26 protein-coding genes are annotated in these 23,250 nt (G+C 68.2%); 18 read left to right on the forward strand and 8 right to left on the reverse strand.

The annotated features are described in order from the left end of the window. Positions 1-58 precede the first annotated feature (58 nt). Complete coding sequence (locus FPZ41_RS30235; protein ID WP_152866828.1) at positions 59-316, forward strand: DUF3099 domain-containing protein; 258 nt, start codon at positions 59-61, stop codon at positions 314-316. Between the two features lie 13 nt (positions 317-329). Further along, positions 330-713: a VOC family protein gene (locus FPZ41_RS30240; RefSeq protein ID WP_152866829.1), complete on the forward strand. Its 384-nt coding sequence runs from the start codon at positions 330-332 to the stop codon at positions 711-713. Between the two features lie 89 nt (positions 714-802). Here the strand turns inward: FPZ41_RS30240 and FPZ41_RS30245 are convergent, their stop codons facing one another. Beyond that, positions 803-1,165: a DsrE family protein gene (locus FPZ41_RS30245; protein ID WP_152866830.1), complete on the reverse strand. Its 363-nt coding sequence runs from the start codon at positions 1,163-1,165 to the stop codon at positions 803-805. A gap of 252 nt (positions 1,166-1,417) precedes the next feature. Here FPZ41_RS30245 and FPZ41_RS30255 point away from each other — a divergent pair, with 252 nt between their 5' ends. From FPZ41_RS30255 to ygfZ, 6 genes are all read left to right on the forward strand, one after another. Further along, entirely contained in the window at positions 1,418-1,993 is a 576-nt protein-coding gene (locus FPZ41_RS30255) for an FABP family protein (protein WP_152866832.1), read from the forward strand. 395 nt (positions 1,994-2,388) lie between these two features. Further along, the gene (locus FPZ41_RS30260) at positions 2,389-3,057 is read left to right on the forward strand and encodes a hypothetical protein (protein ID WP_152866833.1); all 669 of its coding nucleotides are present in this window, start codon (positions 2,389-2,391) and stop codon (positions 3,055-3,057) included. Positions 3,058-3,071: 14 nt separating this feature from the next. Further along, on the forward strand, positions 3,072-4,745 hold the full coding sequence (locus FPZ41_RS30265; RefSeq protein ID WP_322620908.1) for an N-6 DNA methylase: 1,674 nt from the start codon (positions 3,072-3,074) through the stop codon (positions 4,743-4,745). After that, entirely contained in the window at positions 4,742-5,374 is a 633-nt protein-coding gene (locus FPZ41_RS30270) for a restriction endonuclease subunit S (protein WP_322620909.1), read from the forward strand. Before FPZ41_RS30265 ends, FPZ41_RS30270 begins: the two co-directional genes overlap by 4 nt. 28 nt (positions 5,375-5,402) lie before the next feature. Further along, complete coding sequence (locus FPZ41_RS30275; protein ID WP_131563260.1) at positions 5,403-5,840, forward strand: Fur family transcriptional regulator; 438 nt, start codon at positions 5,403-5,405, stop codon at positions 5,838-5,840. Positions 5,841-5,850: 10 nt separating this feature from the next. Then, positions 5,851-6,816: a CAF17-like 4Fe-4S cluster assembly/insertion protein YgfZ gene (gene ygfZ / locus FPZ41_RS30280; RefSeq protein ID WP_152866835.1), complete on the forward strand. Its 966-nt coding sequence runs from the start codon at positions 5,851-5,853 to the stop codon at positions 6,814-6,816. 36 nt (positions 6,817-6,852) lie between these two features. On the opposite strand, the gene dtd is transcribed toward ygfZ, so the two are convergent. Next, positions 6,853-7,278, reverse strand: a complete 426-nt coding sequence (gene dtd, locus FPZ41_RS30285; RefSeq protein ID WP_152866836.1) for a D-aminoacyl-tRNA deacylase — start codon at positions 7,276-7,278, stop codon at positions 6,853-6,855. 277 nt (positions 7,279-7,555) lie between these two features. On the opposite strand from dtd, the gene FPZ41_RS30290 reads away from it, so the two are divergent. Together FPZ41_RS30290 and FPZ41_RS30295 are read left to right on the forward strand one after the other, a co-directional pair. Then, complete coding sequence (locus tag FPZ41_RS30290; RefSeq protein WP_152866837.1) at positions 7,556-8,176, forward strand: RsiG family protein; 621 nt, start codon at positions 7,556-7,558, stop codon at positions 8,174-8,176. Positions 8,177-8,778: 602 nt separating this feature from the next. Then, entirely contained in the window at positions 8,779-9,681 is a 903-nt protein-coding gene (locus FPZ41_RS30295; protein WP_322620910.1) for a winged helix-turn-helix domain-containing protein, read from the forward strand. 84 nt (positions 9,682-9,765) lie between these two features. On the opposite strand, the gene FPZ41_RS30300 is transcribed toward FPZ41_RS30295, so the two are convergent. Continuing rightward, positions 9,766-9,954: a hypothetical protein gene (locus FPZ41_RS30300; protein ID WP_152866838.1), complete on the reverse strand. Its 189-nt coding sequence runs from the start codon at positions 9,952-9,954 to the stop codon at positions 9,766-9,768. A 234-nt stretch (positions 9,955-10,188) separates the two neighbouring features. Here FPZ41_RS30300 and FPZ41_RS48740 point away from each other — a divergent pair, with 234 nt between their 5' ends. Both FPZ41_RS48740 and FPZ41_RS48745 read left to right on the forward strand, forming a co-directional pair. Further along, a complete protein-coding gene (locus FPZ41_RS48740; protein WP_228023069.1) occupies positions 10,189-11,067 on the forward strand; it encodes a GntR family transcriptional regulator in 879 nt (292 codons plus the stop codon). A 29-nt stretch (positions 11,068-11,096) separates the two neighbouring features. After that, entirely contained in the window at positions 11,097-11,804 is a 708-nt protein-coding gene (locus FPZ41_RS48745; protein WP_322620911.1) for an HAD family hydrolase, read from the forward strand. On the opposite strand, the gene FPZ41_RS30310 is transcribed toward FPZ41_RS48745, so the two are convergent. Continuing rightward, positions 11,795-11,977: a hypothetical protein gene (locus tag FPZ41_RS30310; protein WP_152866839.1), complete on the reverse strand. Its 183-nt coding sequence runs from the start codon at positions 11,975-11,977 to the stop codon at positions 11,795-11,797. The genes FPZ41_RS48745 and FPZ41_RS30310 overlap by 10 nt on opposite strands. A gap of 269 nt (positions 11,978-12,246) precedes the next feature. Between FPZ41_RS30310 and FPZ41_RS30315 the strand changes: the two genes are divergently transcribed. Together FPZ41_RS30315 and FPZ41_RS30320 are read left to right on the forward strand one after the other, a co-directional pair. Continuing rightward, on the forward strand, positions 12,247-13,167 hold the full coding sequence (locus FPZ41_RS30315) for a winged helix-turn-helix domain-containing protein (RefSeq protein ID WP_322620912.1): 921 nt from the start codon (positions 12,247-12,249) through the stop codon (positions 13,165-13,167). A gap of 230 nt (positions 13,168-13,397) precedes the next feature. After that, positions 13,398-15,632: an aminoglycoside phosphotransferase family protein gene (locus FPZ41_RS30320; protein WP_322620913.1), complete on the forward strand. Its 2,235-nt coding sequence runs from the start codon at positions 13,398-13,400 to the stop codon at positions 15,630-15,632. Positions 15,633-15,872: 240 nt separating this feature from the next. On the opposite strand, the gene FPZ41_RS30325 is transcribed toward FPZ41_RS30320, so the two are convergent. Continuing rightward, complete coding sequence (locus tag FPZ41_RS30325; protein ID WP_152866851.1) at positions 15,873-16,763, reverse strand: nitroreductase/quinone reductase family protein; 891 nt, start codon at positions 16,761-16,763, stop codon at positions 15,873-15,875. A gap of 561 nt (positions 16,764-17,324) precedes the next feature. On the opposite strand from FPZ41_RS30325, the gene FPZ41_RS30330 reads away from it, so the two are divergent. After that, complete coding sequence (locus FPZ41_RS30330) at positions 17,325-18,077, forward strand: hypothetical protein (RefSeq protein WP_152866841.1); 753 nt, start codon at positions 17,325-17,327, stop codon at positions 18,075-18,077. 80 nt (positions 18,078-18,157) lie between these two features. Here FPZ41_RS30330 and FPZ41_RS30335 read toward each other — a convergent pair whose 3' ends face one another. Then, complete coding sequence (locus FPZ41_RS30335) at positions 18,158-19,033, reverse strand: GNAT family N-acetyltransferase (protein ID WP_152866842.1); 876 nt, start codon at positions 19,031-19,033, stop codon at positions 18,158-18,160. Between the two features lie 178 nt (positions 19,034-19,211). Next, positions 19,212-19,442 (reverse strand): VOC family protein, encoded by a 231-nt coding sequence (locus FPZ41_RS30340; protein WP_152866843.1) that lies wholly within the window; start codon positions 19,440-19,442, stop codon positions 19,212-19,214. An 84-nt stretch (positions 19,443-19,526) separates the two neighbouring features. Between FPZ41_RS30340 and FPZ41_RS48750 the strand changes: the two genes are divergently transcribed. The 3 genes from FPZ41_RS48750 to FPZ41_RS30355 all read left to right on the forward strand — a co-directional run bounded on the left by FPZ41_RS48750 (position 19,527) and on the right by FPZ41_RS30355 (position 21,470). Then, positions 19,527-20,144, forward strand: a complete 618-nt coding sequence (locus FPZ41_RS48750; RefSeq protein ID WP_228023070.1) for a helix-turn-helix domain-containing protein — start codon at positions 19,527-19,529, stop codon at positions 20,142-20,144. Positions 20,145-20,272: 128 nt separating this feature from the next. Next, positions 20,273-21,019 (forward strand): hypothetical protein, encoded by a 747-nt coding sequence (locus tag FPZ41_RS30350; protein ID WP_152866844.1) that lies wholly within the window; start codon positions 20,273-20,275, stop codon positions 21,017-21,019. 118 nt (positions 21,020-21,137) lie between these two features. Then, entirely contained in the window at positions 21,138-21,470 is a 333-nt protein-coding gene (locus FPZ41_RS30355; RefSeq protein ID WP_152866845.1) for a DUF2516 family protein, read from the forward strand. A gap of 120 nt (positions 21,471-21,590) precedes the next feature. Here the strand turns inward: FPZ41_RS30355 and FPZ41_RS30360 are convergent, their stop codons facing one another. Beyond that, positions 21,591-23,042 carry a PP2C family protein-serine/threonine phosphatase gene (locus FPZ41_RS30360; RefSeq protein WP_152866846.1) on the reverse strand — a complete coding sequence of 484 codons (1,452 nt, stop codon included), beginning with the start codon at positions 23,040-23,042 and terminating at the stop codon, positions 21,591-21,593. Positions 23,043-23,250 lie beyond the last annotated feature (208 nt).

Raw genomic sequence — 23,250 nt, forward strand, 5'->3', positions numbered from 1 at the left:
ACAGCTCCCCGCCTCCCCGGGCCTGCCCTGGACCCGGGCCCCGGCCTACCCTGGATGTATGTACGCGCGACGGCGTCGCCTCTACTTCGCCATGATGGGGACGTGTGTGGTGCTCTTCGTCCTGGCCTGGGGAGTCGTGCGGCTCTGGTCGGTTCCGGTGGCCGTGGGCATGTGCGTGGTGGCGATGGTGATCCCGCCGCTGGCCGCGATGGTCGCCAACCGGCGCGGGCCCGACGACCGCTGGTGGGACGACCCCTCCGGTGACCCGCAGTCCGACGAGTGGTGGGACGAGCTGGACGGGAAGAAGCGCCGGTAGTACCAAGGTGTCCATGCCACGCGCGAAGGTGTCCACCGTTGTGCTCGACGCGCACGACGCACATGAACTGGCCGACTTCTACGCACGGTTGCTGGGGTACGAGGTGCGGGCGGACGAGCCGCACTGGGTGCTCATCGGCCCGCCGGACGGTGACGGCGTCCCGCTCGCGTTCGAGACCGAGCCGGAGTACGTCCGCCCAGTCTGGCCGACCAGGAAGCCCGGCGACCAGCAGATGATGCTGCACCTGGACATCGAGGTCGACGACCTGGAGGGCGAGACGGCCCGGGCGGTCGCCGAGGGTGCCGTACTCGCCGGCTTCCAGCCCCAGGACGACGTACGGGTGCTGTTCGACCCGGCCGGACACCCCTTCTGCCTGTGGGTGCGGACCGAGGGCTGAGCCGCCCGTCTCAGTGCACGAGCGTCAGCAGGAGTCAGGAGTCAGGAGTCAGGAGTCAGGAATCAGGCGTCCGGCTCAGGCGTCAGGCGTCAGTAGACGAGCGCCTGCGTCCCGTCCGTCATCGCCTCCTGGACGAAGACCTGGGCGCCCGCGATGCGCACGCCCTCGATGACGTCCTTCTCGGTGATCTCGCGGCGGGCAGCGCACTGGGTGCACAGCGTGAGGCTGCCGCCCGCCAGGACCGAGTCGATCAGGTCGGGGAGCGGGGCGGCGTGCGGGAGCTCGAACTCGGCGGCTCGGCCCGGCAGCGCGAACCACGCGGACTCGCCGGTCAGCCACAGCGAGACATCGACACCGCTGGCCACGGCCACCGCCGCGACGGTGAACGCCTGCGAGCAGCGCTCGGGGGCGTCCGCCCCGGCCGTCACCTTGATCACGAGCTTCTTGGGCATGCCCGCATCGTAGTTCCAGCGTGGGCTTCCGCGCTGAGCCGTACCTGAAGGAAAGGGCCCGATCCCAGCCGCGTAAGCTGGGGAGCGGCCCTGTATGTACCACCCTCTCCGCTCAATCGAGGAGCACCCCGTGGAGATCTTCTTCGAAGTCCTGCTGGCCCTGGTCTGCGTCGGCGTCCTCGCCTTCGCCGGGCTGACCGTGAAGAAGCTGTACCAGGGCCAGCGCTGACCCACGTCCAGGAACTTTCTCCCATGATCGAGATTCCGTCCGACCTGCACAAGGACCTCGTCCCGCTCGCCTTCCTGCTCGGCAACTGGGCCGGCGCGGGCGTGCACGACTTCCCCGGCTCGGAGAAGTGCAACTTCGGCCAGGAGGTCACCTTCACCCACGACGGCCGGGACTTCCTGGAGTACCGCTCCCACACCTGGGTGCTGGACCAGGAGGGCAACAAGGTCCGGCCGCTGGAGTCGGAGTCCGGCTTCTGGCGGATCGACGCCGACCGCAAGGTCGAGGTGACGATGGTCCGCCACGACGGTGTCGTCGAGATCTGGTACGGCGAGCTGGCCGACAAGAAGCCGCAGATCGACCTGGTCACGGACGCGGTCGCGCGCACGGCGGCCTCGGGACCGTACTCGGGCGGCAAGCGGCTCTACGGCTACGTCAAGAGCGACCTGATGTGGGTCGGCGAGAAGCAGACCCCCGAGGTCGAGCTGCGCCCCTACATGTCGGCGCACCTGAAGAAGGTCGTCACCCCGGAGGAGGTCGAGCGCTGGGCCAAGGCCCTGCCCGACGACATGCCGGACGACGGGATCGCCTTCTTCAAGTAGGACTGGTCATTGAGGCTTGTGTCATCGTGATGGCCCCCGCGCCCTGCGCCGGGGCCATCAACTGTTTCTGGTGTCTCGGTGTGCTGAACCGTCAGGGGTTAACAAATTCTCTCCGCAGTGCACTGCGGTTGCGGGGGGATGATGTCTGCCGCTAGTTTGGGTGCAATGACGCGGCACTCCGGCGGAGTTGGCGCCGTGCGGAGAAGCTGTGCCTGAGAAACAGAAACCCCCGGCTGTCCTGAAGGAGCGGCCGGGGGTCCGTAAATCCGTGCCCTGGGTGGCGTGCGATGCAGAGGCGGGCCCAGGGCGTTCGTCGCCCACCGTATCACGGTGAGTCTGTTCCAGTACTGAAATACGGCCCGGGCCCTGGTGTGCCCGGATGAGGGGGGATCTCGATGAGCGACAAGCTGCCGAAGTGGATGCTGCGAGCGTTCTCGTCGCTGCGGCTGGCGCGCTACGTCCGTGCGGCGCGCGGCAACGCCGTGGTGGCGGAGCGACTGTACTGGTGGAACGTCGAGGCTTCGGCCGCGCTCTACGGTTCTCTGCACTGCTTGGAAGTCGCGCTGCGCAACGCGTTGCACAAGCAACTCTCCCTCGCCTATCACAGGGACGACTGGTGGACGACGGCTCCGCTCAATCCGAACGGGCAACGCCTCGTGGCCAAGGCGCGGAGTAAGTGCGAGCGCCGGGGACTCGTCCCGGCACCGCCCGACAGCATGGTCGCCGAGCTGTCCTTCGGCTTCTGGGCGTCGCTGGTCAGTGGTGGATCGGGCTACGACCGGTTGTTCTGGGTGCCCACCGTGCACAAGGCGTTCCCTCACTACTCGGGTCGCCGCGATGTCCTGTATGACGGCCTGTGGTCGCTGGTGCTGCTGCGCAACCGGATCATGCATCACGAGCCGATCCACCACCGCGACCTCGCCGCCGACCATGCCAAGATCTACCGCATGCTCGGGTACCTCGACCCCCAGTTGGCCAAGGAGGCCCAGGCCATGGACCGCTTTCCGTCCGTTCTCGCTGGCAAGCGGGATGCTCTGCATGGTTCCAGGCCTTCGCGATTCTGATGGGCGGACGAGCGGTGACCGACTTCGAGGGGGTCCTTGTCTCAAGGGCCGACATCGCCCGGTTCGCCGGGGTGAAACGACCCGCGGTGACGAACTGGGAGCGCCGGCACGCGGACTTCCCCCAACCTCTAGGGGAGCCGGCCGAGGGGCCCGCGGACATCGAGGTCTTCTCGGCGGCTCAGGTGTTGGCCTGGCTCGACCTGCGCGCCATCCCGGCGAACGCCAGGCGAGCCGAGGAGCCCGAAGGAACCACCTACGGTGATCGGTTCCGGGCTTCGCTCGGCGGAACGAGAACCGGAGCACTGCTCAAGGCCGTGGACAGGCTGAGCGGTCCGGAGGCGGAACGATTCCGTGGGGAACTGTCCCACGCCGACTACCTCACCGTGCTGCTCACTCTCGTCTACGTCCGAGGATGCCTGCCCGAGGAATGGCAGAGGATCCTGAGCGAGGCCCGCCGGTTTCAGTTTCCGCACTCCGGCGAACTGCTGGTGCGCATACTGGCGAGCGCGGTCCGCCGAGGGCTGGGCCCCGAGCATGAGCGCCTTCTCCTCGCTCTTTCCCAGAACCTGGGCGACTCCCGCATGGCCGACACCATCCGGCTGCTGGACGACACGGGACCGGTGGACCGGGCCGAACACGCCCAGGCCTTCGAAAGGCTCATGGCCCGCTACAGCGATCGCATGGGCAAGAGGGCGGGCGACTTCTTCACGCCCCGGGCCGCCGTAGACGTTCTCACGAAGCTCGTCGCCGACGGGAGCCAGGACGTCAGGAGCGTGCATGATCCCTTCGTACGGGCGGGTGAGCTGCTGTCGGCGGCGTGGGACGCGGTGGCTGACGCACAGGGCAGCCCGCTCGAAGCGAGCGGCGCGGGCGTGGGTGAGCATCCGCTGGCGCTGGCGGGCATGAACCTCGCTTTGCACGGTGTTCCCGAAGCCCGGCTCTGGACGGGAAGCACGTCTCCCTCGGCCGGGGACGACCCCTGGCACCAGGGTTTCGATCGCATCGTGACGAATCCCCCGTTCAATGTGAAGCTTGAACGTCCCGTTGAGCATGGGCACTGGCGCTATGGCTCGCCGCCCCAGCACAACGCCAACTTCGACTGGCTTCAGTACGCCGTGACCCGTCTGAGGCGAGACGGCCGGGCAGCCGTCCTCATGCCCGACATCGCTGCTTTCTCCGCCAACCCCTCGGAGCGGAGGATCAGGGCCGCGATGGTGGAGGACGGTGCGGTGGAGGCACTGATCGCGCTGCCCGCTCAGCTCTTCACGACGACAGGCATCCGTGTGACGATCTGGCTGCTACGGCATCCGACGGGGACATGCGACGAGATCCTGTTCGTCGACGCCAGCCATCTCGGCTCGCTTGTCTCCCGTGTCCGGCGGGAACTGGCCCCGCACGAGACCCAACGCATCCTTGAGGAGTACCGGTCCTGGATCGCTGCCCGGGCCGACGGCAGCGTGTTCGCGGAGACCGAGGGCCTGAGCAGGGCCGTATCCATTGAGAAGATCAGGGAGAAGGACTACACCCTCAGCCCTGCCTTCTATGTGCCGAGCGGTAGGCCGTCCGGTGCCCCGCCCGTGGAGCCCGCGGACCTGGCTGCCCTGGCCGGGCAGCTGACCGAGCTGCACGCGCGAGCCCGGGACGCGGACGCCGCGGTCGAAGAACTGCTGGGAAGGTATGGCCTGTGAGCGAGGACGGACTCGACGATCTGCCACAGGGCTGGCGGCTTGCCCCTCTCGGCGAGATCTGTGACATCCAGGCGGGCGGCCCCGCCGTGCGCAGGAACGAGCAGGTGCGGGCAGGGGTTCCGCTGGTTCGCCCGGCCGATCTCCATCACCAGAGGATCTTGGCCCGGTCCGCGATGGTGCACGTCGATCCCGAGACGGCACGGGGACTGCGCAAGTACCGGATCGCCACCGACGACATTCTGGTGACCCGCACCGGAACAGTGGGACGGGTGGCGCTCGTCGCCACCGACGAGAGCGGGTGGTTGTACAACACCCACCTTCTGCGTGTGCGAGCGCACGATCCGGCGCAGGCCCCGTACCTGCTCGCCTGCCTTTCCCACCGGAGGGTCGCCGACTGGCTGGAGCGCCGAGCGGCCGGAACCACCGGCATGCGGTCGATCACCGTGCGCACCCTGCAGGACCTGCCGGTGCCGCTGCCCCCGCTCGACCGGCAACGGGAAATCGGAGCCGCGCTCAAGGCGGTCGACGAGAAGATCAGGGCACACGAGGAGATCGTCCGGGTGACCACGGAGCTCCGCGAGACTCTTGCGGAGCTCCTCATGACGGGCCGCCTGCCGACAGGCTCTTGACGGGCGTAGGCCCTTCTACACTGGCCGTGTGGTGAGCACCGACTGGAAGAGCGACCTCAGGCAGCGCGGCTACCGGCTGACGCCGCAGCGCCAGCTTGTCCTCGAAGCAGTGGACACCCTGGAGCACGCGACCCCCGACGACATCCTCGTGGAAGTGAGGAAGACGGCGTCGGGGGTCAACATTTCCACCGTGTACCGGACCCTGGAGCTCCTGGAGGAGCTCGGGCTGGTCTCGCACGCCCATCTCGGGCACGGGGCCCCGACGTACCACCTGGCCGACCGGCACCACCACATCCACCTGGTGTGCCGCGACTGCACGACCGTCATCGAGGCCGACGTCGAGGTGGCTGCCGACTTCAGGGCCAAGCTGCGCGAGACCTTCGCCTTCGACACGGACATGAAGCACTTCGCGATCTTCGGGCGGTGCGAGGGATGTTCCCTGAAGGGTTCAACTACCAAGTCGTAGGCTTGTCCGTATGAAGAGTCCCCTGCTGTCCCTGCCCGGCGCCGTCCCCGCCGAGGGCGTGGACGAAGGCGTAGCCGCCCACTACGGCGACCTGTTCCGCGAGCAGCGCGCCCTCGCCGACGGCACCGGATTCGTGGACCTCTCCCACCGAGGGGTCCTGACCGTCTCCGGTGAGGACCGGCTCAGCTGGCTGCACCTGCTGCTCACCCAGCACGTCAGCGACCTCCCGCCGCACCAGGCCACCGAGGCGCTCGTCCTCTCCGCGCACGGCCACATCGAGCACGCGCTGTACCTGGTGGACGACGGCGAGACGGTCTGGGCGCACGTCGAGCCAGGCACTCAGGACGCGCTGATCGCGTACCTGGAGTCGATGAAGTTCTTCTACCGGGTCGAGGTCGCCGACCGCACCGGCGACTTCGCGGTCGTGCACCTGCCGGCCGGTTCGATCGCCGAGGTCCCGGAGGGCGTCGTCGTCCGCGAGACGCCGTACGGCCGCGACCTCTTCCTGCCGCGTACGGACCTGGAGTCGTACGCGGAGAAGGCCGGCCCGGCTGCCGGGCTGCTCGCGTACGAGGCCCTGCGCGTCGAGGCGCACCGCCCGCGGCTCGGCTTCGAGACCGACCACCGGACCATCCCGCACGAGCTGGGCCTGATCGGCACCGCGGTCCACCTCCAGAAGGGCTGTTACCGGGGCCAGGAGACGGTCGCCCGCGTCCAGAACCTGGGCAAGCCGCCGCGCCGCCTCGTCTTCCTCCACCTCGACGGCAGCGAGGTCCACCTGCCGCCGCGCGGCACGGAGATCCGCCTCGCGGACGACGGTCCCGACGGCCGGAAGATCGGCTTCGTGACCACGTCCGTACGCCACCACGAGCTGGGCCCGGTGGCGCTGGCGCTGGTCAAGCGGAACGTGCCGACGGACGCGCCGTTGATGGCCGACACGACGGCGGCGGCCCAGGAGGTCGTGGTCGAGCCCTGAGGCTCACGTTCTCAGCGTCTTCAGCGGTGGGGTCGCTCACATATCCAGCAGCACGGTGAAGGGGCCGTCGTTCGTCAGGGACACCCGCATCCGGGCGCCGAAGCGGCCTGTGGCCACCGTCGCGCCGAGCGCGCGCAGCTGGGCGACGACCTCGTCGACGAGGGGCTCGGCGACCTCGCCGGGGGCGGCCGCGTTCCAGGTGGGGCGGCGGCCCTTGCGGGCGTCGCCGTACAGCGTGAACTGGCTGATGACGAGCAGCGGCGCGTCGATGTCGCTGCACGACTTCTCGTCGTGCAGCATCCGGACCGACCAGAGCTTGCGGGCGAGTTGGGCGGCCTTCTCCTTGGTGTCGTCATGCGTGACCCCGACGAGTACGCACAACCCCTCGCCCTCGATCGCGCCGACCGTCTCCCCGTCCACGACGACGCTCGCGCCGTCCACCCTCTGTACCACCGCACGCATGGGGACCATGATGCCGTGCGATGACGCGTCACTCGTACGGGGGTATTGACGGGACCAGGGAAGAGTGCTGACCGCGGTACGGGCAAGCTCGTGCCCACCGCTGGGCCAATGCGGTGACTCGGGCGATCATCCTTAATGATCCTTTTGATTCTTAACCCCGCATCTGGGGCAGATCAGGGGCACTAGGCCACATAGCGGCTACTTGGGGTGGCACGATGCCTGTGTTGCGGTGCGTGCGTGGGGTGCACCGCGCCGGCTGAGGGGACGGTTGAGACGCATGAGCACTTCGGGTACGAACACCAGTACGGGGCAGCCGCCGGTGGAATGGGCGGAGTGGGTGGAGCGGACCGTCGGGGGCGCTCATCGTCCTCCCGTGCAGCGCACGAACAGCACACCGGTGGCACCCGATCAGTCCAGCCGGGATCTGGCCCTGCTCCGGCTGTCCGAGCTGCGGACCCTGCGCCGGGACGCCCAGCGGGACGAGGCCGACCTCAGCTACGTACGGCGGCTGCTCCAGGGCCGCATCGACATCCTGCGGGCCGAGCTGGAGGGGCGGGGCGGGACGACGGCGCCCGTCGGCCTGGTCGACCGGCTCCCGGAGATCCTCACAGACGCCCCGGCCCGGCATCGCTCCTCGGCCCGCCATGTGACGGTGGGCACCCCGCAGGGTGAGGAGTACCGGGCCCTGGCCTCCGACATGCTCGCCGAGGTCGAGCTGTCCGACCTTCAGGCCCGCACGGACGAGGAGCTGGGTGCGGGCCTGCGCCGTCTCGTCCGCTACGAGCAGCAGATCTCGCGCCGCCGTCAGCAGCTGCAGCGCACGGCCGACGACTGCAGCGCGGAGATCGCCCGCAGGTACCGCGACGGGGAAGCGCAGGTGGACGACCTGCTCCTGTGAGGAGCGTTCTGCGGGGAATACACCGGAGAACACATGAGGGCGCCGAACTCACCCTCAAAATCGGTGAGTTGGGCGCCCTGCTGCGTACTGCTGCATACGTCCAGGCAACCGTGGTGCCTGGGCATCCCGTGAGTGGTGCTCCTTCCGTGCAGGTGGTGCAGCTGGTTCTGCTGTTGCTGGTTCAGGTGTTGCTGGTTCAGGTGTTGGCACTTCTGTGGTGCTGAATCCGTATCCGTAGCTATGCAGTTGTTGTGGCTCCCCATATGAAGTTGTGGTGCCGGTATGCAGTTGTGGCTGTGCTCTTCAGTTGTGACTGTGCTGTTCAACTGTGGCTGTGCTCTTCGGTTGTGGCTGTACGTGGCCGGCCGAGCTCCCGGCTCCCCTCCGGAAGGGAGTCCGACCCTGTGCCGCTGATCGCCCACCTGTCGACGGAGTCACCCTCAGCGAATCCTTGGTCACCCGAGGTGACCAACCCCCGTTAAGCTTGACCATGTTGCTCAAGTTGGCGACCAACTCAACCATAGTTATCTCCGTTTGGAGTCGTCTCATAACCACCTTCTCATGAACTGCCCAAAGATGGCGTGAAGTTGTAATGTTCGGTCGTGGACGGGGAACATGCCGCAGTCAATGGGCGGAAGAAGTCACATCCGCCACAGAGGTCACACCACGAGGTGGCCGACGAGTTGCGCAGCCGGATCAGGTCCGGTGAGCTGAGGCCGGGCCAGCGCATGCCCACTCAGGCCAGGCTGGCCGACGAGTTCGGTGTGGATCGGGGTGCCGTACGCCAGGCGCTGCGCATCCTGCAGTCGGAGCGTCTGCTCACCAACGTTTCCAAGGGCAGCCCTGCCACCGTGGCTCCGATCTCGGGGAAGATGCCGGCCGGTCCCGAGGCCCCGCCCCAGCCCACGATGGTGGCGCTCGCCCCACGTATTTCGGCCGCCTTCGCCGCACAGCACGTCGAGATCGACGCGCTGTGCCTGACATCGGTCTCGCTGACCCTCGCCATGGGTGAGCCGTTGCGTGAGATTCACGCGGGGCGCATAAAACCGGCCAGGGTCGACGTCCGCGTCCTGCTGCCCAGCCGCGACATCGACCTCGCCTTCCCGGCCCCGGTGGACCATTCGTCCGACGGCCGGCTGCAACGCCGCTGGCTCGCGCAGCGCAACGCGCAGGGCCAGGTCCTGCGGCACAACCTGTATGCGCTCCGTGCCTCGCACGGCATCGACGTGCACGTTTCGTTCCGCGCGCTCCCCTTCACCCCGCCGGTGAAGCTGTACCTGCTGAACGGTGCGGAGGCGCTCTTCGCGTACTACACCGTCCAGCGCCGGGAACTGGAGGTGGACAGTGAACAGCTGGAGACGTACGACGCCGAGGGCACCCGGTCGATGTTGTTCGCCTTCGAGCAGGGGGCCGGTTTACGGGACACGACCTTCGTGGAGCAGTCGCACCTGTGGTTCGACGCACTGTGGGGGACGATCAGTTCGGAGCTGCTGCTCACGAACTGATCGTCTGCGGCTGGGGTTTGATGCGAGCTTGACGCAGGCTTGACCCGGGCGTGACGCGAGGATGGTGACTCGGGTCGGCGCTGCTCACAGGGCCGGCCCGGCAACCATCAGGGCCAGCACGACGGCCCCGATGGAGCTGCACGTGGGGCTCTTGGCCTTGAGCCCGACGGTGAGGAGCAGCAGGCCGACGATACCCATGGGGCCGTAGTGCCACTGGACGAACTGCTCGAAACCGACGACGAGGACTGCGGAGAGGAGGGCGAGGACGGGCATGGGTGTTCCCCCTTCGGTGCGTTTCGGTGGAGCGGGGTACGGAACCGGGGTGACGCGGGGCGTCTTTTGCGCACGTGCTGCGGGCCACTAGGTACCAAGAGGCCCCGAGAGGAGTCAGAACCTCCGCCAACTTCATCAAGTTGGCAACCAACTTCGACTAAGTTATGCCCACTTGGTCGTCATCTACAAACAACTCCAAAACAACTCCCCAAAGATGGAGAGGAGTTGTACGTTTTGGTCGTGACCCAGGAGAACGTTGCAGTGAACGGCAGCAGAAGGCTCTCACCGCAGGAGATCGCGGATGTCCTGCGCGACCGCATACGCGCCGGAGACCTCAAGGCCGGCGACCGCCTGCCCACCCAGGCCGAGCTCGCCGAGGAGTTCGGCGTGGAACGCGGCACGGTCCGCCAGGCGCTGCGCGTGCTCCAGAACGACGGTCTGCTCAGCAACGTGAGCAAGGGCAGCCCGCCCCGTATCGCCGAACCGGCCCCGACCCACGACCAGCCCCAGCCGACGATGGTGGGCCTGGCCCCGCGGCTGGCCGAGGCGTTCTCGACCCCGCACGTCCGGATCGACGCGGCGTGCCTCACGGCGGAGACCCTGATGCTGGCCCTGGGCGAGCCCGTCCGCCTGATCCACGAGGGCCGCGTCCGCCCCGAGTCCATCGACGTCCGCATCCTGCTGCCGTCCCGCGACATCAACCTGGCCTTCCCGATCTCCGTCACGGAACACGGGGACGCCGACCCGGTCCACGGACGCTGGCTGGCCCAGCGCAACGCCCAGGGTCATGTCCTGCGCCACAACCTCCGCTCACTGCGCTCCTCGCACGGCATCGACGTGCGCGTCACGTTCCGGGCGCTCCCCTTCACCCCGCCGATGAAGCTGTACCTCATCAACGAGTCGGAGGCGTTGATGGCGTACTACATGATCACTCGCCGCGAGGAACTGTCGGACACGGGCACCCTGGACATGTACGACGTCCTGGGCACGGAGTCACTGCTCTTCTCCTTCGAGAAGCGCGCCGGCCGGCGGGACTCCGCGTTCGTGGACGAGTCCCAGAGGTGGTTCAACGCCCTCTGGGAAACCATCACCACGGACCTGACACTCTCCTAGTGACTTCTGATGCGGCGCAGACTGAGTTGGTGACGGTAGAGACAGAGAACCTGCGAGAACTGCTCACCTCCGTTCGTTTCGTCCTGTGGGATCTGGACGGACCGATATGCCGGTTGTTCGCGGGGCATCCAGCCGATGAAGTGGCCAAGAACCTGGTGCGGTTGATCGACGGGCGTGGTCTCGGTGGACTGCTCACCGAGACGGAGCGATCCACCACGGACCCGCATGCCGCGCTGCTCGGCGTCAACAGGCGACACCCGCGCAGCGACCTGATCGTCGAACTGGAGGAGTGGCTCACCCGGCAGGAGCTGGAGGCAGTCCCCAGGGCGTTTCCCACCGAATACGCCGATCCGCTCATCAGGACCTGGGCGACACGGGCTCGTTTCGCCATCACCACGAACAACTCGGCGCTGGCGGCGGCTCGTTACATAGCGAGCCGTGGCCTCACCGGCTGCTTCCCCTACATCTACGGTCGTACGCAGAACCTGGCTCTGATGAAGCCGGACCCGCACATCCTGGTCCAGGCGCTGAACGCCATGGGTGCCGACCCTTCCACCTCGCTGATGGTCGGCGACGCGCCGACGGACTTCCAGGCCGCCAGGGAGGCGGGCGTGGCCTTCCTGGGGTACGCGCGCAACGGGCGGAAGGCTGCGGAACTGATGAGCGCGGGAGTCGCCCCCGAGTTCATCGTCGGCTCTCTGAAGCTCGTCCTCGACCAGCTGAAGAGTCAGGCCTGAGCCATCAGAGCCACGAAGAAGAACCCCCCGAGCAGCAGGCACGTCCTGTTGCGCGTCTCGATGCCCACGGCCATGAAGAGGATGAACAGCAGCGTCAGCATTCCGTACGGCGACTTGACCATCTGCAACGCGTCGGGCAGCACTGCGGCCGTCAGCCACTGGAAGACCTTCAAGGAACCCACCCCCGTACATCTGCGATGAACTGATCCGTTGAACTGAACCGTTGGGTCGATCCGTTGGGTCGATCCATCAGTCGATCCATGGGGCGACCCGTTGAACTGATCGACAACCGGTCCAATTGGACTGACCCGGTTGAATTGGTTGTGCCCTGACTGCTTGATCCCTTAACCGCCCACCGAACTCGGGCACTCAACCTGCACAACCGGCGGTCGATATGACTGAATGTGGTTTGCCCATACGTGTGGAGAGGTACGGTCGCGGTGTGAGCGCGGAACGTGGTGACAGCGGTGGTGCGGAGTTCGAGCGCGTCCTGGAGAACCTGCGCGGCCGCATCACGGACGGCACCTACGCGCTCGGAGCCCTGCTGCCGCCGCAGCGTGAGCTGGCCCTGGAGTTCGGGGTCTCGCGCGACACCGTGCAGCGCGTGCTCCGGGAGCTGAAGAGCGAGCGCCTGGTCGAGTCCCGACAGGGCAGCGGGACGCGGGTCGTGAAGAAACCGATCCACTCGTTGACGCGGCCGCAGGACGACCCTCTGATACGGCCGACGCTGGCGCCCTTCATCAACCGGGCCTTCGCCCAGAGGGACGTGCGACTGGACGTCTTCACCCTGACCTCCGAGAGCCTCGACGCCCACATCCGGATGCAGGCTCTGCGTATCCGCGCCAAGGAGATCCCGCCGCCGGAGCGGATCGAAGTGCGGCTTCTGCTGCCCGCCACATCGATGGAGTTTCCGTATCTGCGGGCGCTCGGGGTGAAAAAGGCGGCCGATGGACTGGATGAGGCCCCGCCATTGGACCGGTTGCAGGAACGGGTCCAGGAGCGGTTCCGCGGCATCAGCGCACGGCACACCTCCTCGCTGCGCGCGTCCCTGATCGATCTGGAGACGGAAGGCGTGGTGCCGTCCGCGCGCGTGGAGATCCGGCAGGTGCCGGTGGCCCCCACGTTCAAGCTGTACCTGCGCCGGAACGCCGAGGCGTTGTCGGGCCCGTACGAGGTACTCAAGCGCACCATCCGGCTGGACGACGGGACGGAGATAGAAGCCCTGGACGTCCTGGGGCTGGGATCGACGCTGCTCCGGTACGTCAACGACGAAGGCGACCCCAACTCCACCGGCTCCGTGTACATGGAAAGCATGCAGGCCTGGTTCGACTCCTGCTGGGAGCACCTCGCCACGCCGGTCTGACGCCACGCCGGTCGGACGCCAGGCAGGTCTGACGCCAGGCAGGTCTGACGCCAGGCAGGTCTGATGCCACGCCTGCCTGATGTCACACCCGTCTGACGCCACGGCGTCCTCGATACGGCGCGGATTCCCCGGGTTGGCGCGCCGCGGGCCACTCGGGGAACTACAGTAGGGCCACCTCTTTCACTTCGCATGAACATCAGAAGTGACGCACAGTTATTCAGGAGTGGCCCGTGGGTGCTCCGCCGAAGCCCGGGACTTGCGACCTGGCAAACGCGGCCGATGAGTCGTTCGACAGGCTGGTGGCGTACGCCAGATCCCAGGGTGAGTTCAGCCAGGGCCACCACAATCGGAACTACGTGGCGGCGCCGCCCCAGGGCGTCGACAAGTGGCTCACGGCCCTCGCCGGCCACGACCGGGTCACCGTGCGCGAGCAGATCCGCACCGCGCTTCCCGTCGTCATCAGAACCTGGCTGGACGAGGCCGAGATCCTCGGAGCGATCTGCCGTGTGCTGCCGCATGTCCCCCGGTGTCTGGTCAAGCGCCGGGACGTGGCGATCCTGAGCTATGTGCAGGGCGTGCCGCTGTCCAGCATCTGCCGTAACGGCAAGCCGGTCGACTCACATCTGATCTCCGCCCTGGCCGGTCTGCTGGCGGACATGACGCAGGTGCGCAGGAAGGATCTGCCTGCCCTGCCGCAGTCCTGGCCCCGGACCAGCCGGGACAGCCGGGCGTTCCTGCGGACCCTGGCGCTCGCGGCGGAGGAGCAGATCCGGCAGCGCAACTGGGGCGAGTTCGGTGGTCTGTTCGCGATGCTGGGCATTCCCGAGGACGCCCTGGTGCGCTTCGCCGAGCGGGTGCCCTCCATGGCCAGCCGGCCCTTCAGCCTGCTCCACACCGATCTGCACCGCGACAACGTGATCGTGTCGTACCACGGAGACCCGCCGCTGATCTGCGTCGACTGGGAACTGGCGACCTATGGCGATCCGCTCCACGACCTCGCCACCCACCTGGTGCGGATGCAGTACCCCGACGATCAGTGGGCGGAGGTGATGGAAGCGTGGTGCACGGCGATGGCGCAGCGGCGCCCCAAGGCGGTCAACGGTCTGACGCGGGATCTGAAGCACTATGTCGCCTTCGAGAGGGCCCAGTCGGTCTACCCGGACGTGATGCGTGCGGCGACCTCGCTCCGGGACTCCTTCGACCAGCGGGACCTGGACATGGCGACCCATGAGGTGCACCGGGCGCTGCTGGCGGCCGAAGCCCCCTTGCGGTTGAAGCGCGTACCGGACGAGAAGGCGATCGAGCGCATTCTCTTCCGCTGGAACGTGTCGAACGGCAAGCGGCACAGCCGCGACCGGGCGGTGTCGTCCATCTCCTGGACGAGCGACCCGCGGGTGCCCGAGCACCGGGACTTTCCCGCCGCGGCCGTACAGGAAGCGCTGTTCGAGGAGGGTGCCGCCTCCGCGGACCGCGTGTTCAAGGGGACGGCCCATCTCAGTACCGGGGTGTGGGTCAAGGGGGTGCCGTTCCCGGTCATGGTGCGGCGGAAGGTGGGATCGGCCAGCCCCCGGGAGCGCCGCTACCTCAACGAGCACGCCGTCCTCCGCGTGATCGAGGACTCAGGAGTACGGGTGCGTGCCCCGAGAGTGCTGGCCCTGGGCATCAGCGACCTCTGGGACCAGTTCACGATCCACTCCTACGAGGGGCCGAGGGGTGAGATCCGGCACCCCGACCATCCGGCTGACGGGCTGTTGCCGCACGAGGCGGACGACCTCGTCGACCAGCTCTGTGAGCTGACGAAGATCGACGGTGGTCTGCTCGATCCGGACGCGGAAAGCCCGGACTTCTACTGGAGGCTGCGGAACGAACTGATCCGCATGGTGTCCGAGCTCCCCAAGGAGACCCTTGATCTGGCCAGGGAACTCGGCCTGCCGTCCAGCAGTGTCCGGCTGGGCGAGATCCTCGACCGGCACATGGTGACGCCCCGCCGATCCGTGCTCCTGCACGGCGACCTCAACCCGTGGAACCTCGTGCGCCGCGAGGACGGCACAGGGCTGACCCTCATCGACTGGGAAATGGCGATGGTGGGCGATCCGCTCTACGACCTGGTCCGCCACATCCACCTGACGCCGACGCTTCCCGAGATCCGGGAGCGGCTGTTCGCCCGCTGGTCCCGTCGGCTCCCGGAGGACTGCACCAAGGGCTGGCGCGACGACTGGCGTGTCTACCGCTGGATCGAGACCGTGCGCTCGGCCTACGTGGACCTGGACCGCCTCGTGACGGGCGACAGCCTGGAGGCTCCCAACGTACGCCGGGCGGTGGACACCTACGCCATGACCCTGACCGCCGCGACGGCCACCCTGGGCCTCAAGGCCAAGTCGACGGCGAACCCCTACCTCGCCCTCGCACTGCCCCACGGAGACCAGGGAACGGCCTTGGCGGACGGACAGCCGGAAGGCAGGTGAAACCCGTCCGACAGCTTCGCGGCGCCCGCTTCCCTGGTGACCGGCGGTCCTCCGCCTCGTGGTGTTACGTGAAGGCGACCGAGTCATGACCGAGTGCGCACCATGGTGATCGTTCCTGTCACTACTGTGAACGAACGTGCCGGTGAGTGGCTTACTCCCCCCGGCGGGCCCCACTCCCCCCAGGGCCCGCCAGTCGCTCACCGGCACCGGTGCGCTCCCTCCGCCCCGGCCGGGTCTGCCTCACACCGTGGCCGCGTCCAGGGCGGGTATCAACTGCTCCTCCTCGTAGGCGAGATGAGTTTCGAGCTGGGCCGTCAGGCGTTCCACCTCACGCAGGACGTGGCCGGGTTCGGCGTTCCCGGCCTCGTCGGCGACGACCCGGCGGAGGTCCTCCAGGAGTGCGGCGATCCGTTCGTGCTCGTGGCGCAGTCGGTCGAGGACCGGGGCCAGTTCGGGGTGGCGGTCGGCGAGGAACGGGAACAGGGCGATGTCCTCGCCGGTGTGGTGGTTGTGCAGGCCCTGGCAGAGGGTGAGGCAGTTGATGCGGAGCTGGGCGCCGAGGCGGGTGTTGGGGTTGGTTCCGTCAGAGCCGCTGTTCCTGGCCGACTGCTTCCCGGTCAACTCCTTCCTAATCAGGGCGAGTTCGCGTCTGAAGGCGTCATGTACGACCTTCACGGCCTTGCCCATGGAGCCCGCGTTGATGTTCGGCGGCCCGCCCTTGGCGATCTCCCGCAGGGCGACCAGGGGGATGACCCGGTCCGTCCTGGCCTGGTACTCGGCCCAGCCCGGATCGCTCTCGACCGCCCGCGCGAAGGCCTGGTCCCGCTCCTTCCCGGTCAGGACGACGGCCTCCGCCTCGTACGTGAACGCTCCGCTCTCCACGGTCACCCGCGGGTGGGCGACCAGGTTGCGGAACCAGTCGGGGTGCTTGGGTGAGCCGCCGGCCGAGGCGATGACGAGGATCCGGCCGTCGCCGTCGTGGAGGAAGCCGACGGGGGTGGTGTGCGGGGTGCCTGTGCGGGCGCCGGTGGTGGTCAGCAGGATGAGCCGGGCGCCCTCGAAATGCCCGCCGACCTGGCCGTGGTTGGCGCGGAATTCATCGATGAGCTGTTGGTTGAAGGGGTTGGTCATTCTCGGGTTGGGCATTCTCGGCTTTCCGTTTTGTGTTTTTGCGTTCTCTGTTTTTGGGCAGGGGTAATTTCCGCGGGGCGTCTGAGAGCGGCGCGTGAGAAGGGCGCCTGAGGACGGCGCGTGAGAAGGGCGTGTGAAAAGGGCGCGTGAGGAGGCGCCTGCGGTGGGGCGGCGTGAACGCACGTAAGTGGCGCGGGCAGCCCGTTGAGGAGGGGATCAGCCGGATGTGCGGCTACGGCGTCGTCGTACGGGCGCGCGGAAACGCCACGCGAAACCCACGGAACAGGCCGAACATCCGGTGACATCCGGTGGAGAAAACGGCGGGCCCCTGGCCCGCACCGGCCTCACTCGGAGGCCGGGCAACCAACTCGCTCACGGCACAAGGCCGCCAACCCGGCAGTCATGCGAGTAACCGTAATGCCCAATGCGAGAAACGGCAATGCGGTTATTCGGCGTTGACCGATTTCCGCGCCACGGTCGTGGTCGTACGGCGTTCCGCAGGCACACGCAGGGACGGTGCCGGGCGGCCGCCGTCGCGGTAGGTCTGGTTGGATTCCTCGCATGACGGATTGGTCGCGGCTCAGCCATGCGTACGGCTCTGCGGAAGACATACCAGCTCTGCTGGACCGGATCGCCTCGGAGCCGAGCTCGGAGCTCTGGAACGATCTCTGGTCGTCCCTGTGTCACCAGGGCAGCGTGTACTCGGCCAGCTTCGCCGCACTGCCCTGGTTGGCCGGCACGGCCGGCTCGGACGACCGGGACCAGGCGGTGAGCGCCCTGACCCTGGCGGGCGCGATCATGGCGGGTGCCGGTCCGGGGCCCGAGGCCGACGATGTCCGCGTCAAGCACGCGGCCGAGGTGGCGACCTTGCTGTCGCTGGCGAACGAGCGCATTCGGACGGCCAGTGATCGCAGCGAGTACGTCTACCTTCTTGAATCCATCCTGGCCTTCGAGGGCGTCGTCGGCTGGAGCGAGGAGCTGGCGTGGGGGCTCACGAACGAGGAGTACGAGGTCTCCTGCCCCGAGTGTGAGGAGGCCCTGTTCGTGGTCTTCGGCGAGCGCGGATTCTTCTGCACCAGCGATGACTACGCGCTGTCGGACGACCAGGCGGAGGCGGAGACGAAACCCTTGCGCCCCGCCGACCCCGGCGATCTGGACGGCATCGGACGGCGTCTTCACGACACCGCCCTCGCCGACGGCCGGCGAGAGGTCGCTGCCGCGCTGACCTACGTGTTCGGCGACGCGACCTGCCCGGACTGCGACACGGACTTCTCCGTGGCCGCTCAGATCAGCGCCGACTGGGGTTACAGGTAGAGAAGTTGAGCCGGCGACTCCAGGCTGTGCACGAGAACCCCGCGCCGCGCGTCGGCGAGGGCTCTCGTGTGCACGGCTGCTCAGTCCGGTACAGCGGATGAGAAGTCGTAGGCAGACCAGTCGGTGAGCTTGCGATAGCCGAGGCGCTGGTAGAGGGCGTTGCTGGTGGGGTTGGACTGGTCCGCGAACAGCACGACATCCCTCGCGCCCGCGGCGAGCGCGGCCCGGCTCACTTCCGCCGTCACGGCACCCGCATAGCCGCGACCGCGCAGCTGAGCCGGGGTGTAGACGATGTCCACCTGGATCTGGCCGTCGATCAACGGGTTCATGCCCGCGATGGAGACGGGAGTGCCGTCCGGGGTCTCCCAGAGCGTGTAGCGCTTGTCGGCGAAGCGTGTGTTGGTCCACGAGTCGGCGTCTATGGAGACGACTTCCCCGACAGCCTTGGCGAACTCGCCGCACCAGAACATGACTTGCTCAAGATCCTGCTCGCCCAGGACGCGGCCCCGCCCCGCCGGCAGCGGCTCGGGTGGGGTGAGCGTGCCGAGGCGGTACAGACAGAGCCGCGTATCGCGGATTTTCGGCGTCGCCCCGGTGTGCCGCTGCCAGGCCTCGGCGAAAGCGGTGGCGGTGCTGTCGTCCGCGCTGACGGAGGGAAGGGAGCGCCCGAGGGCGACCAGGTGGGCGGCGAGGGCGTCGGCCTGCTCGGGCGTGAGCGGGGTGGGAACCAGAGCGCGGGGCGGGAGGCGGTAGAAGGTGGCGTGTACCTCGCCCGCTTGCTCCAGCACGCCGAAGACGGGGGCTTCGGTGCCGTACGCCTCCGCGCCGCGTGCTCGCAGTCTCGCGGCCCACGTCAGCGGCATGACATGCAGGCCGGGCCGCGAGCGCAGGAAGTCTCCGGCTCGGACGAGAAAGTCGTCGACGTCTTCGGTGAGGTACCAGCCATCCGGTCGCATGCTTCATGATCCCCCGTGCTGTAGAGGTGCCCCATGGTTTTCCGCCGAGGCCCCCCGTACGCACAAACACAGCGCTCTGGCCTGAGACAACTGGTCAGACCGTGCGCCTCAGAACCAGGCCAGAACTGTCCCGTCTCGCTGAAGATGAGGCAGGCGGCAGCGGTCGGCGCAGGCGTCCTCAGCTCAGGCGGGCTCGCAGGAGGCAGAATCCGTTGCCTTCGGGGTCGGCCAGGACGTGCCACTGCTCCTCGCCGCTCTGGCCGACGTCGGCCCGGCGCGCCCCGAGCCTCAGGAGGCGTTCGAGTTCGGCGTCCTGATCGCCTTCCTGAGGTCCGATCTCCACCGCGCCGTCGTCGGTGTCGAGCACGATGAAGCCCAGTACCTCGCACACTGCGACACGGCCGACCATCGCATGTTCGCCGATCGGCGCTGATGGCACACTTTTGCAAGCGAGTGCTTGCAAAAGTTAGCGGAGGTGGGGCACTGTAGGGATATGGCATCGCTGAACGTCGGCAATCTTGGTGAGTACCTCCGCGAACAGCGGCGCAACGCGCAGCTGTCCCTCAGGCAGCTCGCCGCCGCCGCCGGGGTGTCCAATCCGTATCTGAGCCAGATCGAGCGCGGGCTGCGCAAGCCGAGCGCGGAGGTGCTGCAGCAGGTCGCCAAGGCGCTGCGGATCTCCGCGGAGACGCTGTACGTGCGCGCCGGCATTCTCGATGCCGAGCGGGACGGCGAGGAGGGCCGACGGGACGGTGCGACGCGTGCCGTCATCCTCGACGATCCCACGCTGAACGAGCGGCAGAAGCAGGTGCTGCTCCAGATCTACGAGTCGTTCCGCAAGGAGAACGGCTTCGAGGTCGCGGGCTCGGCGGACGACGACGGTCTGGGCGACGTCCAGGAACAGGACGTCAAGGAACAGGACGTCCGGGACCAGGGAGTCCAGGTCCAGGGAGTCCAGGGAGTCCAGGGTGCTCAGGACGTGACGGATGTGACGGATGTGACGGGTGTAGCGGACGTGCGCGGCGAGATACGTGCCGTCCAGGACACCGAACGCCCCGGCCCTCGCACGGCCGACGGCGGCGATGCCGGTTCGCAGCAGACGGCGAGTTGACCCCGAGGCCCTGAAGAGCGGGCCCGTCACCGAGGCGGGCACGACCCCGCGGGCGGCAATGGTGCCGGACCGCTGCGAACCGAACCACAAAACCCTCAGCCGAAAGCCATTACGGGAGGACGTTCACCATGGCCATCACCGAAGACCTGCGCAAGACCCTCAGCGACCCGACGCCGCTCTACTTCGCCGCCGGCACCGCCGACCTGGCCCTCCAGCAGGCCAAGAAGGTGCCCGGCATCGTCGAGCAGATCCGCGCCGAGGCCCCGTCCCGCATCGAGGCGGTTCGCAACACCGACCCCAAGGTGGTCCAGGAGAAGGCCACCGCCCGGGTCAAGGAGACCCAGGAGAAGGCCGCTGCGCGGCTCAAGGAGAGCCAGGAGAAGGCCGCCGCCCGTGCCAAGGAGGCGCAGGAGAGGGCCGCCGTACGCGCCAAGGAGGCGCAGGAGAACCTCCAGGTCAGGATCAGCGACATCCTCGGTTCCCTCGACACCGACCTGAAGAAGCTCGGCGAGACCGCCCAGGACCTCGCTCTGCGCGGTGTCGGCGTCGCCGCCGAGTATGCCGTGAAGGCGCGGGAGACGTACGAGAAGGTGGCCGAGCACGGCGAGCAGGCCGTGAAGACCTGGCGTGGTGAGGCCGCCGAGGAGATGGGGCAGCTCGCGGTCGTCGTCGAGCCCAAGCCGGAGCCCGCCGAGGTCAAGGAGCAAGAGCGGCCCGCTGCCGCCCAGCCCGCGCCCGCACCGGCGCCTGCGGCCCAGCCCGCGCCCGCCGCTCAGCCCTCGCCGGCCGTTTCTGCCAAGAAGCCCGCGCCGAAGAAGGCCGCCCCGGCCGCCAGGAAGACCCCCACGAAGAAGATCACGCCTCCCGCGAAGTAGGAACCCCGGTGGGCGAACAGCGGTACGAGAACGGGTCGGGCACCTTTGGGGTGTGCGGCCCGTTCTCCGGGTACGGTGGCCGTAAGACGAATCGACCCGGGTGGTGGGCATTGTGCTGATGACGGCATTCGGCGGCTTCATGTCGCTGCTTTACCTCGCCATGCTGCTGCTCGCGGTGGCGGCGCTGGTGCTGGCCGCGATGGCGCGTGAGGACGCGTATCGCGCCGCCGACAAGCAGAACAAGATGTTCTGGCTGATCATCCTGGGTGTCACGGTCGCGGTGAACCTGCTCGTGCCGATGCTCTTCCTGCAGATCGCGGGCCTCATCGCGACGATCGTCTTCTTCGTCGACGTCCGCCCCGCGATCCAGCAGGTCTCCGGTGGCGGGGGCGGTGGCCGCCGCGGATCGAGCAGCGACGGTCCGTACGGTCCGTACAACGGCGGCCGGTGACCGGGCCGCTCACAGCACCTTGCCACCAAGCAAGCCCAGCACCTCAAGGCGCCAGCACCCCAAGGGGCTGCACGAACGCGTGCTGAGTTCTGGGCTGAAGTACGGCGGCCTTCGGCCGCTCTAGGTGCCGCGGTTCAGCAGCAGGACCGCCACGTCGTCCGTCAGCTCGCCGCCGTTGAGGTTGCGGACCTCGCTCACCGCCGCCTGGAGCAGCGCCTCGCCTGCCAGGCCCCGGTCGAGCAGGCGGCGGATCAGGTCGACCATGCCGTCCTGGCCGAGGCGTTCGCCGTCCGTGCCGACGCGGCCCTCGATCAGGCCGTCCGTATAGAGCATCAGGCCCCACGAGCCGCCCAGCTGGATCTGCGTACGCGGCCAGCGGGCGTTCGGCAGCAGGCCGAGAGCCGGGCCGTTGTTGCCGTACGGCAGGAGCTCGGCCACCGGAGTGCCTCCCGCACCGGGGCGGGTGAGCAGCGGGGCCGGGTGGCCGGCCAGGCACAGGCCCGCGCTGCGGCCGTCCGGCGAAATGTCGACCGTGCACAGCGTCGCGAAGATCTCGTCGCTCTCACGTTCGTGCTCCAGTACCTGCTGGAGCGTGGAGAGCAACTGGTCCCCGCACAGCCCCGCGAACGTCAGCGCCCGCCAGGCGATCCGCAGCTCCACGCCGAGCGCCGCCTCGTCGGGCCCGTGCCCGCAGACGTCGCCGATCATGGCGTGCACGGTGCCGTCGGGGGTGCGGACCGTGTCGTAGAAGTCGCCGCCGAGGAGCGCGCGGGAGCGGCCCGGGCGGTAGCGGGCGGCGAAGCGGAGCGGGGAGCCCTCCAGCAGGGGGGTGGGGAGGAGACCGCGCTCCAGGCGGGCGTTCTCCTGGGCCCGCAGCCTGGACTCGGTGAGGTGTCGCTCGGCCTTGTCGGAACGTTTCCGCTCCACGGCGTACCGGATCGCCCGGCTCAGCAGACGACCGTCCAGCTCGTCTCGGAAGAGGTAGTCCTGGGCGCCGACGCGCACCGCCTCGGCGCCGCGCTCGGCGTCGCCGGAACCGGTGAGCGCGAGCACGGCGTGGCGGGGCGCGAGCCGCAGGACGTGCTTGAGCACGGCCAGCTCGTCGTCGTTGCCGGCGTCGCCGCTGCCCGGGGCCGGGAGTGCGAGGTCGAGGAGGATGCAGTTCACGTCGTCGGTGAGGAGCCGCCCGGCCTCGGTGAGGTTGCGGGCGGTGCGGACCCGGATCGGTTTGCCCGCGGAGTCGAGCAGTTCGGGCACGCTGAGTGATCCTGCCGGGTCGTCCTCGATCAGCAGCACGGTGAGGTTGGCGTGGGTGCCGGCAGAGCCGGTGCTGTCGGCACTGTCGGCACCGCTGGTGTTCTCGGTGTTCTCGGTGCTGTCGGCAGGGGTGGCGGGTGTGGCGGGTGTGGCGCTCAGTGCCGCCCCCTCTCCGGACGGGATGGGGCCGCCGGGAGGGCCGCTGAACGGGTCTCCGGGCGGGCCGCTGGGTGGGCCGCTGGGTGCGGACACGGAGTGCGCCTGACCACTCTCCACGGCCGGGATCGCTCTCTGCCGCGGTATGGGTACGGGCATCGTCTTGGGTTTCCTTCCCTCCCCCGAGGGCGCGGTGGGAACGAGGGGTCTCGAACCACCGACCGGGACCATAGCGGTAGGCGGCGCCGCAACGGAATGGTCTGCGGGGCGGCTACCGGCGAATGGCCACCGTCATATGCCGCATCCCGTAACGCACTTGGACACGGGGGGCTCCGCCGGGGATGACTAATGTCACGCGGGTGGGGGT

Source organism: Streptomyces acidicola (assembly GCF_009377235.1).
GTDB classification, from domain to species: domain Bacteria; phylum Actinomycetota; class Actinomycetes; order Streptomycetales; family Streptomycetaceae; genus Streptomyces; species Streptomyces acidicola.

Excerpts from the sequence above, each read along its gene's own strand:
- FPZ41_RS30235 (WP_152866828.1), top strand. The coding sequence starts at position 59 with ATGTACGCGCGACGGCGTCGCCTCTACTTCGCCATGATGGGGACGTGT.
- FPZ41_RS30240 (WP_152866829.1), top strand. The coding sequence starts at position 330 with ATGCCACGCGCGAAGGTGTCCACCGTTGTGCTCGACGCGCACGACGCA.
- FPZ41_RS30245 (WP_152866830.1), bottom strand. The coding sequence starts at position 1,165 with ATGCCCAAGAAGCTCGTGATCAAGGTGACGGCCGGGGCGGACGCCCCC.
- FPZ41_RS30255 (WP_152866832.1), top strand. The coding sequence starts at position 1,418 with ATGATCGAGATTCCGTCCGACCTGCACAAGGACCTCGTCCCGCTCGCC.
- FPZ41_RS30260 (WP_152866833.1), top strand. The coding sequence starts at position 2,389 with ATGAGCGACAAGCTGCCGAAGTGGATGCTGCGAGCGTTCTCGTCGCTG.
- ygfZ (WP_152866835.1), top strand. The coding sequence starts at position 5,851 with ATGAAGAGTCCCCTGCTGTCCCTGCCCGGCGCCGTCCCCGCCGAGGGC.
- dtd (WP_152866836.1), bottom strand. The coding sequence starts at position 7,278 with ATGCGTGCGGTGGTACAGAGGGTGGACGGCGCGAGCGTCGTCGTGGAC.
- FPZ41_RS30290 (WP_152866837.1), top strand. The coding sequence starts at position 7,556 with ATGAGCACTTCGGGTACGAACACCAGTACGGGGCAGCCGCCGGTGGAA.
- FPZ41_RS30300 (WP_152866838.1), bottom strand. The coding sequence starts at position 9,954 with ATGCCCGTCCTCGCCCTCCTCTCCGCAGTCCTCGTCGTCGGTTTCGAG.
- FPZ41_RS30325 (WP_152866851.1), bottom strand. The coding sequence starts at position 16,763 with ATGACCAACCCCTTCAACCAACAGCTCATCGATGAATTCCGCGCCAAC.
- FPZ41_RS30330 (WP_152866841.1), top strand. The coding sequence starts at position 17,325 with ATGACGGATTGGTCGCGGCTCAGCCATGCGTACGGCTCTGCGGAAGAC.
- FPZ41_RS30335 (WP_152866842.1), bottom strand. The coding sequence starts at position 19,033 with ATGCGACCGGATGGCTGGTACCTCACCGAAGACGTCGACGACTTTCTC.
- FPZ41_RS30340 (WP_152866843.1), bottom strand. The coding sequence starts at position 19,442 with ATGGTCGGCCGTGTCGCAGTGTGCGAGGTACTGGGCTTCATCGTGCTC.
- FPZ41_RS48750 (WP_228023070.1), top strand. The coding sequence starts at position 19,527 with ATGGCATCGCTGAACGTCGGCAATCTTGGTGAGTACCTCCGCGAACAG.
- FPZ41_RS30350 (WP_152866844.1), top strand. The coding sequence starts at position 20,273 with ATGGCCATCACCGAAGACCTGCGCAAGACCCTCAGCGACCCGACGCCG.
- FPZ41_RS30355 (WP_152866845.1), top strand. The coding sequence starts at position 21,138 with ATGACGGCATTCGGCGGCTTCATGTCGCTGCTTTACCTCGCCATGCTG.
- FPZ41_RS30360 (WP_152866846.1), bottom strand. The coding sequence starts at position 23,042 with ATGCCCGTACCCATACCGCGGCAGAGAGCGATCCCGGCCGTGGAGAGT.